Source organism: Halomonas sp. PBN3 (assembly GCF_000475415.1).
GTDB classification, from domain to species: domain Bacteria; phylum Pseudomonadota; class Gammaproteobacteria; order Pseudomonadales; family Halomonadaceae; genus Halomonas; species Halomonas shengliensis.
Map to the genome: position 1 here is coordinate 1 of NZ_AXCA01000163.1, position 13,023 is coordinate 13,023.

Annotated in this window: 10 protein-coding genes; 7 read left to right on the forward strand and 3 right to left on the reverse strand. The window is 68.3% G+C overall.

The genetic code is table 11. The annotated features are described in order from the left end of the window. Positions 1-27 precede the first annotated feature (27 nt). The 3 genes from Q673_RS28765 to Q673_RS28775 form a co-directional block, all read right to left on the reverse strand. Positions 28-1,401 carry a nicotinate phosphoribosyltransferase gene (locus Q673_RS28765; RefSeq protein ID WP_023006185.1) on the reverse strand — a complete coding sequence of 458 codons (1,374 nt, stop codon included), beginning with the start codon at positions 1,399-1,401 and terminating at the stop codon, positions 28-30. Continuing rightward, positions 1,398-1,976: an isochorismatase family protein gene (locus tag Q673_RS28770; RefSeq protein WP_023006186.1), complete on the reverse strand. Its 579-nt coding sequence runs from the start codon at positions 1,974-1,976 to the stop codon at positions 1,398-1,400. Before Q673_RS28770 ends, Q673_RS28765 begins: the two co-directional genes overlap by 4 nt. A gap of 78 nt (positions 1,977-2,054) precedes the next feature. Then, positions 2,055-3,005: a 2-hydroxyacid dehydrogenase gene (locus Q673_RS28775; protein WP_023006187.1), complete on the reverse strand. Its 951-nt coding sequence runs from the start codon at positions 3,003-3,005 to the stop codon at positions 2,055-2,057. A 445-nt stretch (positions 3,006-3,450) separates the two neighbouring features. Between Q673_RS28775 and doeA the strand changes: the two genes are divergently transcribed. From doeA to Q673_RS28810, 7 genes are all read left to right on the forward strand, one after another. Next, complete coding sequence (doeA, locus tag Q673_RS28780) at positions 3,451-4,650, forward strand: ectoine hydrolase DoeA (RefSeq protein ID WP_023006188.1); 1,200 nt, start codon at positions 3,451-3,453, stop codon at positions 4,648-4,650. Between the two features lie 200 nt (positions 4,651-4,850). Next, the gene (doeB, locus tag Q673_RS28785) at positions 4,851-5,864 is read left to right on the forward strand and encodes a N(2)-acetyl-L-2,4-diaminobutanoate deacetylase DoeB (protein WP_023006189.1); all 1,014 of its coding nucleotides are present in this window, start codon (positions 4,851-4,853) and stop codon (positions 5,862-5,864) included. Positions 5,865-5,880: 16 nt separating this feature from the next. Next, positions 5,881-6,357 (forward strand): Lrp/AsnC family transcriptional regulator, encoded by a 477-nt coding sequence (locus Q673_RS28790; protein WP_023006190.1) that lies wholly within the window; start codon positions 5,881-5,883, stop codon positions 6,355-6,357. 173 nt (positions 6,358-6,530) lie between these two features. After that, a complete protein-coding gene (locus Q673_RS28795; RefSeq protein ID WP_023006191.1) occupies positions 6,531-7,400 on the forward strand; it encodes a carbon-nitrogen hydrolase family protein in 870 nt (289 codons plus the stop codon). A gap of 135 nt (positions 7,401-7,535) precedes the next feature. Continuing rightward, a complete protein-coding gene (locus Q673_RS28800) occupies positions 7,536-9,008 on the forward strand; it encodes a biotin carboxylase (RefSeq protein ID WP_023006192.1) in 1,473 nt (490 codons plus the stop codon). 31 nt (positions 9,009-9,039) lie between these two features. Next, positions 9,040-10,041: a C45 family autoproteolytic acyltransferase/hydolase gene (locus Q673_RS28805; protein ID WP_023006193.1), complete on the forward strand. Its 1,002-nt coding sequence runs from the start codon at positions 9,040-9,042 to the stop codon at positions 10,039-10,041. Between the two features lie 50 nt (positions 10,042-10,091). Next, the gene (locus tag Q673_RS28810) at positions 10,092-12,869 is read left to right on the forward strand and encodes an aminotransferase class I/II-fold pyridoxal phosphate-dependent enzyme (protein WP_023006194.1); all 2,778 of its coding nucleotides are present in this window, start codon (positions 10,092-10,094) and stop codon (positions 12,867-12,869) included. The last annotated feature ends 154 nt before the right edge of the window (positions 12,870-13,023 follow it).

Consider the following 13,023-nt stretch of genomic DNA (forward strand, 5'->3'; position numbering starts at 1 on the left):
GGTAACTGCGATAGCCCTGGGCGGGGCTCAGCCCTGCTCGCGCAGGCGCTGAAGGGCCGGGGAGAGGGTCACCGGGTAGTCGCCGGGCCCCGGGGCGAGGCGTCGCAGCGCCTCCGGCAGCCGCCCCAGGGCATCGGCGACGCGCTCCCGGGCCTCGCTGGCCAGGGCCATCTCCTCGGCGGCGAGCCGTCCGCCGCGCACCAGGGGCCGCAGCAGCGCCTGCCCCTCGATGCCGGGCTCGTCGCGCAGGGCGATGATGTCGCTGACGAAGCGGCCCTCGGCATCGTGCCGGCGGTAGAGCTGCTTGCGACAGGGCAGGTTGACCTTGCCCGGGGAGTGCTTGAGGCGCGGGGTGCCGGCGTACTCCACCAGCTTGTAGGAGAGGTCGATCACCGGGGCGTCGGAGGAGACCCCTATCTCGGTGCCCACCCCGAAGCCGTCGATGGGGGCGCCGGCCTCGACCAGGGCGGCGATCTGCCACTCGTCGAGGCCGCTGCTGGCGACGATCTTCACCTCGGGGTGACCCGCGGCGTCGAGCAGTGCGCGGGCCTCCCGGGCCAGCCCACCGAGGTCGCCGGAGTCGAGGCGCACCGCCCCCACCCTGAGGCCGGGCTCGGCGTCCATCAGCGCGATCACCTTGCGCACCCCTGCGGGGGTGTCGTGGGTGTCCACCAGCAGGGTGGTACCGGGGTAGCGGCGGGCGAAGGCGCGGAAGGCAGCCTCCTCGTCGTCGTGGGCCAGCACGTAGCTGTGGGCCATGGTGCCGGAGAGCGGCAGGTCGTGGCGCAGCCCGCCGAGCACGTTGCTGGTGCCCGCCAGGCCCGCGGTGCGGTAGGCGCGCACGCCGCGCACCGCGGCGTCGACGCCGTGCATGCGGCGCAGGCCGAAGTCCATCACCGGGCGGCCATCGGCGGCGAGCACCACGCGTACCGCCTTGGAGGCGATGACGGTCTCCAGCTGCACCAGGTTCATCACCAGGCTCTCCAGCAGCTGCGCCTCGACGATGGGGGCGTCCACCTCCATGAAGGGTTCGTTCTCGAACACCGGGGAGCCCTCGGGCAGGGTCCAGATGTCGCCGGTGAAGCGCCAGTCGCCGAGCCACTCGAGGAAGGCGTCCTCGAACAGGCCGGTCTCGGCCAGGTCGGCGAGGTGGGCGGCGCGAAAGCGCAGCCGGGTGGCCAGCTCGGCGGCGTGCTGCTGGCCGCAGGCGAGCATGAAGCGGCGGGTCTCGGGCAGGCGTCGGAAGAATAGGCTGAAGGTGGCACGCTCGCGCATGCCCTCGCCCCAGTAGGCCTGCAGCATGGTCAGCTGGTAGAGGTCGGTGAGCAGCGCCAGGTCGTCGTCCTGAACGGCATAGGGCGGGATGGCATGGGGGGAGAGGGTGCCGGACGCCTGGGTCATGAGCGCGCCTCGCCATCGATCGCCACGCCGGCCTCGCGGAGCTCGTCGAGGACCGCCGCCGTGCCCTGCGGGTCCACCGCGGCGGTGAGCGGCCCCAGCAGCCGGGTGGCGAAGCCCTCGCGCCGGGCCTCCAGGGCGGTGGCCTTGACGCAGACATCCAGCGCCAGGCCGCACACCACCACCCGGGTGATGCCCCTCTCCCTGAGGTAGCCGGCCAGGCCCGTGCCGTCGAAGGCGGAGTAGGCGTCGGCATCGAAGGCGGTCGCCTTGCTCACCCGTATCGCCTCGTCGGGCAGCGTCAGCTCGGGGTGGAAGGCGGCGCCCTGGGTGTCCTGCACGCAGTGCACCGGCCAGGGGCCGCCGCGATGGGCGAAGCTCGCATGGTCGACCGGGTGCCAGTCCCGGGAGGCGACCACCAGGGCGCCGGCGGCATGGGCCGCGGCGATCTCGGCGTTGATGCCCGGCGCCAGGGCGGCGCCGCCGGCCACCGCCAGGGCGCCACCCTCGCAGAAGTCGTTCTGCATGTCGACGACCAGCAGGGCGTCGTCGGGGCCGTACTCCACGTTCATGCGCATCGCCTACCTCCTCGCAGGGCGTCGGGTTCTCCTGCCTTCAGCGTAAGGCCTTCCCGGGGCTTGTGACAGGGGCGGGGCTCAGTAGCCGGCATCCGGGTCGACGGTGGCCTGGGGCTCGCCGGCGGCGAAGGCCCGCAGCGCCTCGGCCACCTGGTCCAGCGCCGCGCCGAGGGGCGTGGGCCCGGCCATGTGCGGGGTGACCCATACCCGCGGATGGACCCACAACGGGCTCGTCGCGGGCAGCGGCTCCTCGGGGAAGGCGTCGAGCAGCGCCCCGCGCAGACGGCCTTCGGCTTCGCCGTCACCCTCCCGGGCAGGCCCCAGCGCCGCCAGCAGGGCCGCCTCGTCGATCAGAGTGCCGCGCCCCGGGTTGATCAGGCTGGCTCCCTCCGGGAGCCGGGCCAGGGCCTCGGCGTCGATGATATGCCGGGTGGCCGGGGTGTCGGGCAGCAGCAGCACCAGGCTCCTGACTTGGCCTAGCAGCGCCGTGAGGCCGTCATCGCCGTGGTGACAGGTGATGCCCTCGAGGGTCCTGGGCGAGCGGCTCCAGCCATGCACCGGGAAGCCGTCGGCGGCGACACTGGCCGCGACCTTCGACCCGATGGCGCCGAGCCCCAGCACCCCCACCGGCCAGTCGGCCTTGTCCACGACTGGGTGCTCGCGCCACTCCCGGGCGTGCTGCTGGCGCCGGTAGCGGTCGAAGTCGCGCTGGAAGTGGAGGATGCCGTAGCGCACGTAGTCGGCGATCGGTCCCGCCATGCCGGCGTCGCGCAGCTTGACGATGGGCACGCCGTCGGGGAGGCCGGGGTTGTTGAGCAGCGCGTCCACCCCGGCGCCCAGGTTGACGATCCCCTTGAGGTCGGTGGGCTCACGCAGCAGCTGTTCCGGCGGCTTCCATACGGCCAGGTAGTCGGCCTCGCGCCGCTGCTCCACGGGCGCCGCCGAGGTGATTACCTCGGCCTCGGGAAGGCGCCGCGCCAGGGCCTCGCGCCACCGGTCGGCGTCGTCGATATGCACCAGGACCTTCATGTTGTCTCCTCGTGTTGGCATGCCGTCATCATGGGCCTGGCGACGGGCGAGGAACAAGTCCGCACCCGGCATCAGCAGGGCTATCGCAGATAGCCTGGCTGCTCGATAGCTCGGGGCTGATCTGGCGATAAGCCTACGAGGAGGCGCTGTAAATACCTCCCTGTACGCTACCTCGGCCGTCCCTGGTCCTCGGACCTCCTCTTCGGCTTATCCCCAGCGCCCCTTGGTTCGGTAACTGCGATAGCCCTGCCGGCATCAGGAAATGCTTGACCGGCTACCGTGGGTTGGCAGTAACCTCCACCTTACGGGGGTCCTCCCCCACTGCCTGGTGCGACTGATCGGCGCGTCACCCGTTCAGGCATCCCGTCAGTGACCGTGACCCTGGCCCGGCCTTCTCCTCATCGAGAGGGCCGATTTTCTTGATGTTGCTTTGGCGAGTGGCCCAATGACCCAGGTAAACCTGCCCTTCACTCGTGAGGAATATGCCACCCGGCTGTGGAAGGTCCGCGCCGAGATGGCGAGTCGGGGCATCGACGTGCTGATCGTCAGCGACCCCTCCAACATGGCCTGGCTCACCGGCTACGACGGCTGGTCGTTCTACGTGCACCAGTGCGTGCTGGTGGGGCTGGAGGGCGAACCGGTGTGGTACGGCCGGCGCATGGACGCCAACGGGGCCCTGCGTACCTGCTGGATCGATCCGGACAACATCACCTACTACCCCGACTACTACGTTCAGAACCCCGACATGCACCCCATGGACTACCTGGCCCAGTCGATCATGCCCGACCGCGGCTGGCACCAGGGGGTGGTGGGCATGGAGATGGACAACTACTACTTCTCCGCCAAGGCCTACCAGAGCCTGCTGCGCGAGTTGCCCCATGCGCGCTTCATGGATGCCAACTCGCTGGTCAACTGGTGCCGCGCCATCAAGTCGCCCCAGGAGATCGAGTACATGCGGGTGGCGGCGAAGATCGTCGAGGGGATGCACTCGCGGATCCTCGAGGTGATCGAGCCCGGCCTGCCCAAGAGCAAGCTGGTCTCGGAGATCTACCGGGTAGGCATCGAGGGGTGGCGCGACGAGCGTGGCCAGGTGTTCGGCGGCGACTATCCCGCCATCGTGCCCATGCTGCCCACCGGCAAGGACGCCGCCGCGCCCCACCTGACCTGGGACGACACCCCCTTCCGCAAGGGCGAGGGCACCTTCTTCGAGATCGCCGGGGTCTACAAGCGCTACCATGCGCCGATGTCGCGCACGGTGTTCCTGGGCAAGCCGCCGGCGGAGTTCGTGCGCGCCGAGTCGGCGCTGCTCGAGGGCATCGAGAACGGCCTGGAGGTGGCCAAGCCCGGCAACCGCACCGCGGACATCGCCATGGCGCTGGGCGCGGCCATGGACAAGTACGGCTTCGACCGCGGCGGCGCCCGCTGCGGCTATCCCATCGGCATCAGCTACCCGCCGGACTGGGGCGAGCGCACCATGAGCCTGCGTCCCTCCGACGAGACCATCCTGCAGCCGGGCATGACCTTCCACTTCATGCCCGGGCTCTGGGAAGAGGAGTGGGGCCTGGAGATCACCGAGAGCATCCTGATCACCGAGACCGGCTGCGAGACCCTGGCCGACTTCCCGCGCCAGCTCTTCGTGCGCTGAGCCAATAGACCACCCCAAGGAGGGGCGCCGGGGACAAGCCGAAGAGGAGGTCTTTTGCCAGGGAAGGCAAAAGTAGCTTACAGGGAGGTATTCACAGCGCCTCCTCGCAGGCTTGTCGCCGGAAAAGCCCCGTGTCGGGCCGCCATTCGCCGTGAGAATGGAGTCTCGAAAGCCCTCTTCAAGAACATGGAGACCAGACAATGACCAAGCGTCCCAGCCCCATCAGCGCCACCGTCGACTTCGACGCCGATGGCGTCCAGCACGGCTTCCTCAAGCTGCCCATCTCGGTGGACGACTCCGCCTGGGGGGCGGTGATGATCCCGGTCACCGTGGTCAGGAACGGCGAGGGCCCCACCGCGCTGCTCACCGGCGGCAACCACGGCGACGAGTACGAAGGCATCACCTCGCTGCTCAAGCTGTCGAGCGAGCTCAAGGCCGAGGAGGTCACGGGCCGGGTGATCATCGTGCCCTGCATGAACACCCCGGCGGTGATGGCCGGTAAGCGTACCTCCGGCCTCGATGGCGGCAACCTCAACCGCAGCTTCCCCGGTGACCCCGACGGCAGCGTGACCGAGAAGATCGCCGACTACTTCACCCGGGTGATGGTGCCGATGTGTGATGTGGTGCTCGACCTGCACTCAGGCGGGCGCACCCTGGACATCATCCCCTTCGGCGCCTCCCACGTGCTCGATGACCCCGAGCAGCAGCGCCAGGCCCTCGAGGGCGCCAAGGCCTTCGGTGCCCCCTACGCCATGATGATGTTCGAGCTCGACGCAGCGGCGCTGTTCGACACCGCGGTGGAGAGCCAGGGCAAGGTCTTCGTGGCCACCGAGCTCGGCGGCGGCGGCACCTCCACCCCCGAGAGCATGGCCATCACCGAGCGCGGCGTGCGCAACTTCCTGATCCACTACGGCCTGCTGCAGGGCGAGGTGGAGATGCCGGCCGAGCCCCAGGTCTACCTCGACATGCCCGATGCCAGCTGCTATGTGCAGAGCGAGCACTCCGGCGTGCTGGAGCTCTGCTTCGCGCTGGGCGAGCGGGTCGAGAAGGGCGAGGTGGTGGCCCGGGTCTACGACATGACCCGCAGCGGCACCGCCCCGGTGGCGTACCGCGCGGCGCGCAGCGGCGTGCTGGCGGCGCGGCGCCATCCCGCGCTGGTCAACATGGGCGACACCATCGCGGTGATCGCCGATATCGTCGACTCCCTGGGATGAGGCGGCCGGCAGCACGATGAAACTCGACCGCTACGACCTGAAGATCCTCGAGATCCTCTCCCATGACGGGCGCATCACCAAGTCCAGGCTGGCCGAGGCGATCAACCTCTCGGTCAGCCCCTGCTGGGAACGGGTCCGCCGGCTGGAGAAGGCCGGCATCATCGAGGGCTACAGCGCCCGCATTAACGCCGCGGCGCTGGTGCGGCGCACCCCCGTGTGGGTGCAGATCGAGCTCAAGACGCACAACGCCGAGAGCTTCGCCCGCTTCGAGTCGCTGGTGCAGGAGACCCCCGAGGTCACCGAGTGCGTCGCCGTGGGCGGCGGCGTTGACTACCTGATCAAGGTGGAGGCCGACTCCATCGACGCCTACCAGCGTCTGATCGACGCCTGGCTCACCGGCGATGCCGGCATCGAGCGCTACTTCACCTATATCGTCACCAAGAGCGTCAAGCGCCCCGCGGCGGGCTTCTCCCGCGACGACTTCGTCGGCTGAGCCACGCCGTCATCGCGAGTAGAGCGTTGATGCCGCTGGACCTCGTCCGGCTAAGCTGGTAATCATCGGGGGAGGGCGGATGCCCGACGGCCGGGCGATCTCTCCGGCACCGCAGTGCCGGACCAGATGCAGTGCCCACGCAATACCAGGATCGCCTGACGAGAGAGACGACGATGTCGTACTTCACCATTGCCGGGGTGCAGATGCATGCTCTCCACCACGGCGACAATACCGAGGCCATGCGTCACCGGATCGACGTGCTGATGAGCCGTTTTCCCCAGGTGCAGATGGTCCTGTTCAGCGAGCTGATGCCCCTGGGGGCCTCGCCGCACCATGCCCATCCGATGCCCAGCCACGCCGAGCAGATGTTCTGCCAGCTCGCCGAGCAGCATCGCATCTGGCTGATCCCGGGCTCGATGTTCGAACACACCGACGAGGGGATCTACAACACCCTGTCGGTGATCAATCCCCACGGCCAGGTGGTGGCCCGCTACCGCAAGATGTTCCCCTTCCGTCCCTACGAGGCGGGCGTGGAGAGCGGCAGCGAGTTCGTGGTGTTCGACGTGCCCAACGTGGCGCGCTTCGGGGTCTCGATCTGCTACGACATGTGGTTCCCGGAGACCACCCGGACCCTCGCCGCCATGGGCGCCGAGGTGATCCTCCACCCCACCATGACCGACACCATCGACCGCGACATCGAGCTCTCCATCGCGCGCACCAACGCCGCGGTCAACCAGTGCTACTTCTTCGACATCAACGGCGCCGGAGCCCTCGGCAACGGGCGCTCCATCGTGGTCGGCCCCTCCGGGGACGTCATCCACCAGGCGGGCACCGGCGAGGAGGTGATGCCCATCGAGGTGGATGTCAACCGCGTGCGCCGCGAGCGCGAGACCGGCCTGCGTGGCCTGGGCCAGCCGCTCAAGAGCTTCCGTGACCGCCGCGTCGACTTCACCCTCTACCGCAGCGAGACCGGCTCCTCGCCCTTCCTCGATACCCTGGGGCCGCTGGCCAAGCCCCAGCGCGCCGATATCGAGGAGTACTGACATCCCCACCCGGAGGGCCCTGCCATGCTGGAGTCCCTGAAGCGCACCCTGTGCCGGCTGCTTGGCCGCGGGGGTTCCGCGGAACGTCCCTCCCCCCGAGATGCCGCCCGAAACACCTCCGTTGGAGCGACCACAATGAACAAGATCACCAGCATCGCCGACGTCCGCCGCCACTTCCTCAACAACAAGGAGCCGATCTACTTCATCTCGGCGACCAACTTCAACCTGCTCGGCATCGGCGACTGGGTGGGCAACTTTCGGCACATCAACTACATCGACTGCTTCGAGGGGCAGCAGCGCAACGTCTTCGTGCCCAAAGAGAAGTTCCCCCGCGACTTCGAGAGCATCGAGGACATCAACAACTACCTCCTCGAGCACAAGGAGGTGATCGACTTCATCCAGTCCCGGGCCGACGGCGAGAAGGCGGGCACCGCGGCCTTCCTGATGTTCGACGAGCACACCGAGGAGGTGTGCGAGCAGCTCGGCCTGCGCATCGCCTTCCCGCCGGCGGCGCTGCGCAGCCGCATGGACAACAAGATCGAGACGGTGCGCATCGGCAACAAGGCCGGCGTGCCCAGCGTGCCCAACGTGCTGGCGAAGGTCGGCAGCTACCAGGAGCTCTGCGAGGTGAGTCGCGACCTGGGTGACGACCTGGTGGTGCAGACCGCCTTCGGCGACTCCGGCCACACCACCTTCTTCATCGCCAGCGAGGAGGACTACTACAAGCACGCCGAGGAGATCGAGGCCGAGGCCGAGGTCAAGATCATGAAGCGCATCAACTGCCGCGGTTCGGCCATCGAGGCCTGCGCCACCCGCTGCGGCACCGTGGTGGGGCCGCTGATGACCGAGCTGGTCGGCTTCAAGTCGCTGACGCCCTACAAGGGCGGCTGGTGCGGCAACGAGATGTTCGCCGGCGCCTTCACCCAGGAGATCCGCGACAAGGCCCGGGAGTACACCTTCCAGTTCGGCGAGGCGCTGCGTGAGGAGGGCTATCGCGGCTACTTCGAGCTCGACTTCCTGATCGACATGGACAACGGCGAGGTCTACCTGGGCGAGCTCAACCCGCGGGTCACCGGGGCCAGCTCGCTGACCAACGTGGCCGCCTTCGCCCACTCCGATATCCCGCTGTTCCTGTTCCACCTGCTGGAGTTCTCTGACATCGACTTCGAGCTCGACATCGACGAGATCAACGAGCGCTGGTCCCACCCCGAGAGCGTCGACAGCTGGAGCCAGCTGGTGATCAAGCACACCGACGAGAGCGTCGACCTGCTGACCGCCGCGCCGCGCACCGGGGTGTGGAGGATGGGCGCCGACGGCGGCATCGCCTACGACCACTACAGTTACCACCCCCACGCCGCCGAGAACGAGCAGGAGGGCTTCTTCCTGCGCATCAGCGGCGCCGGGGACTTCCGCTACGAGGGCGCCGACCTGGGCATCCTGATCACCCGCGGGCGACTGATGGACGACGACTTCCAGCTCAACGAGCGCGCCAAGGCCTGGATCGACGGCATCCGCGGCCAGTACGCCGGGCAGTCGCTGCAGGACCCGGTGGTCGAGGAGGTCGCCGTGAGTCACGCCGTGGGCGGCGGCAACTTCAAGATCCTGTGAGGGCGGCGCGCCCTTGGTGGCTGGATGCGTGATGGATGACAAGACGCTGCACTTCCGCAGCCTGAGCGAGGCCGTGCCGGGGCCCAAGTGGCGGTCGTTGTTCGACACCCACTGGTCCGCCTACGAGGCCTGGTACCTGGCCGAGGGGGAGCGCGAGCGCCCCGGCTACCTGGCCTGCCTCAACGCCCTGCGGCGGCACATGCCGGAGCTGCTGCCCACCTACCGCACCCTGTGCGACCTGGCGGGCGGCGGCGACCTGGCCGCGCGCTTCCTGAGCCTCTACCAGCCGCCCCCCTACATCACCGGCTGCTCCCAGGCGGTGCTGGCGCGCGCCGAGGAGACCCTGCTGGCGCGCAACTACGACTACCCGCCGGAGCTGTGCGAGGGCACCATCCTGCTAACCCGCTGGAACGAGCGACGGGTGATCGCCATGACGGACTGCCTGTGGGGGGTACTCGACGGCATGAACGATCGGGGGCTGGCCGTATCGCTGGCCTTCGGCGGGCGCAAGGCGGTGGGCGACGGCTTCGGCGCGCCGATCATCCTGCGCTACCTGCTGGAGTTCTGCGACACGGTGCCCGAGGCCGCCGAGGTGCTGGCCCGGGTGCCCACCCACATGGCCTACAACATCACTCTGGCCGACGCCGCCGGACGCTACGTGACGGCGATGATCGGCCCGGACCGGCGCGCCAGCATCCGCCGCGTGCCGGTGGCCACCAACCATCAGAAGAAGATCGAGTGGTACGCCCACGCCCTGGCCTCGGAGACCCTGATCCGCGAGCGCCAGCTCTCCATCCTGGTGGACGACGCGGCCACCGACGCGGCACGCCTGGAGGCCGCCTTCAAGGCGCCGCCGCTGTTCCGCCACGACTATCGCCGGGGACTGGGGACCATCTACACCGCCTTCTACCGGCCCGGCGAGGGGCGGGTGCGCTATCACTGGCCGGGCCTCGACCTGGACCTGGGCTTCGACCACTTCCCCGAGGAGTGGGTCACCGTGCGCTACGGCGTGCGCGAACGGCTCGGGGGCTGAGCGGGCGGGCCGCATGCACAACGACAATCACCACCCTTGAGGGTAGCGCCATGCAAGAGAGCCATACCGAAACGCCCTACACCGCGCTGGGCTTCTACCACAAGATCTCCCAGCTGCGGGCCGACACCTGGAACGCCCTCAAGCGCGACCTGGGCCAGCTGGTCCGCCAGGAGGCGGGCTGCCCGCGGGCGCGGACCCTGGTCAAGGCGGTGGACGTCAAGCTGACCCGTTTGGAGATCATCGAGGACTACCACGCCTTCCCCTCCAAGGAGGATTTCCGCCACCTCTGGTCGCTGTTCGACCGCGAGGAGTACGCCCTGCTGGAGAAGGTGGTCAAGCGCCTGGTGCGCGCGCTGATCAGCGAGTCCTACCGCCGCCGCCACGTCGACCTCTCCGAGACCGACGCCGACGCCGAGGACATGGAGACCCTCGATGCCCTCAACCAGCTGCGCCGTGGCCACCCCGCCTCCAACAGCTCGGCCCAGCCCTACTTCGAGCTGTTGATCGTCGACAACCTCTCCCCCCAGGAGGAGGAGGTGGTGCGTGAGGCCTTCCACAACCTGCGCCGTCCCGAGGACCGTTTCGTCTACGATGTGGTCACGGTGCGAAGCTTCGAGGATGCCCTGATCGCGGTGCTGGTCAACCCCAACATCCAGGCCTGCCTGATCCGCTACGAGTTTCCCTACAAGTCGAAGTACAACCTGAGCGCGCTGCGCAACTACCTCGAGGGGCTCTCCGAGCAGGAGCTGGAGAACCAGTCCGAGGCCGACCGCAGTATCCTGCTCAGCTCGATGATCCACGAGCTGCGTCCGGAGATCGACCAGTTCCTGGTCACCAGCGGCGACGTCGAGGCCACCGCCAGCCGCGACATCCGCCACTTCAACCGGATCTTCTACCGCGAGACCGACTACATCGAGCAGCACCACACCATCCTGCGGGCCATCGACAACCGTTACCGCACCCCCTTCTTCGATGCTCTGCGCGAGTACAGCAAGAAGCCCACCGGGGTCTTCCACGCCATGCCCATCTCGCGGGGCAAGTCGGTGACCCGCTCCCACTGGGCGGGCCACATGATCGACTTCTACGGCATCAACATCTTCCTGGCCGAGACCTCGGCCACCTCCGGCGGGCTCGACTCGCTGCTGCAACCCTTCGGGCCGATCAAGAAGGCCCAGGAGTATGCCGCCCGGGCCTTCGGCGCGCGCCAGAGCTTCTTCGTCACCAACGGCACCTCCACCGCCAACAAGATCGTAGTGCAGGCACTGGTCAAGCCCCGCGACATCGTGCTGATCGACCGCGACTGCCACAAGTCGCACCACTACGGCATGGTGCTGGCCGGCGCCCATGTCAGCTACCTGGACTCCTATCCGCTCAACGACTATTCCATGTACGGCGCGGTGCCGCTGCACGAGATCAAGAAGACCCTGCTTGCCTACAAGCGCGCCGGCGAGCTCGACAAGGTCAAGATGCTGCTGCTCACCAACTGCACCTTCGACGGCGTGGTCTACAACGTGCGCCGGGTGATGGAGGAGTGTCTGGCGATCAAGCCTGACCTGGTGTTCCTGTGGGACGAGGCGTGGTTCGCCTTCGCCAGCTTCAACCCCACCTACCGGCCGCGCACCGCCATGCATGCCGCGCGCACCCTGCGCGATCGCTACCGCAGCGAGGCCTACCGCGAAGAGTACGCCGCCTGGAAGGCGGAATTCGATGCCCTCGACCCGGACGACGACGCCACCTGGCTGGAGCGCCGGCTGCTGCCGGACCCCGACGCGGTGCGCATCCGCGCCTACGCCACCCACTCCACCCACAAGACCCTGACCTCGCTGCGGCAGGGCTCGATGATCCACGTCTACGACCAGGACTTCCGGCAGCGCGTGGAGGCCCCCTTCCACGAGGCCTACATGACCCACACCTCCACCTCGCCCAACTACCAGATCCTCGCCTCGCTGGACGTGGGCCGTATGCAGGCGGAGATGGAGGGCTTCGAGCTGGTCCATGCCCAGGTGGAGGCGGCGCTGTCGCTGCGCGAGCAGCTCTATACCAACCCGCTGCTGCAGAAGTACTTCCGGGTGCTCAAGAACAGCGACATGGTGCCCGAGACCTACCGCGAGTCGAAGGTGGACTCCTTCTACGACCCGGTGACCGGCTGGAACCAGATGGAAGAGGCCTGGGCGCGGGACGAGTTCGTGGTCGACCCGACCCGGGTGACCATCGCCATCGGCGCCACCGGGGTGGACGGCGACGCCTTCAAGAACGAGTACCTGATGAACAAGTACGGCATCCAGATCAACAAGACCTCGCGCAACACCGTGCTGTTCATGACCAACATCGGCACCTCCCGGGGCGCCATCGCCTACCTGCTCGACGTGCTGATCAAGCTCGCCAAGGAGTTCGAGACCCGCTGGGAGGAGAGCAGTCGGCCGGAGCGCAAGATCATCGAGCACCGCGTGCACTCCCTGACCCAGGAGCTGCCGCCGCTGCCCGACTTCAGCCGCTTCCACGGTGCCTTCCGCCAGTGCGCCGACACGCCCCAGGGTGACATCCGCTGCGCCTACTTCCTGGCCTACGACGAGGAGAACACCGAGTACCTGCGCTTCGACAACGGCGCCCTGCAGGCCGAGATGCGCCAGGGCCGCGACGTGGTCTCGGCGAGCTTCGTGATCCCCTACCCGCCGGGCTTCCCGGTGCTGGTGCCGGGGCAGGTGGTCAGCGAGGAGATCCTCGCCTTCCTGCAGGCCCTGGACGTCAAGGAAATCCATGGCTACCGCCCGGAGCTGGGCTTGCTGGTGTTCACCGAGGCCGCGCTGGTCGACCCCGCGGCGGGCTGACCAGCCCGGCCAGGCGCGAGGGCCACAGAAAAACTTCGCGTCACGCCGACGAGAACGAAAAAAAGCCCATTCGCCTCGTCGGCTAACGAAAACTCCCGCCGCGCCATCTCCCCTACCATGTCCCCATCGAGCCGCCCGCAGGCGGCTCGCCCGT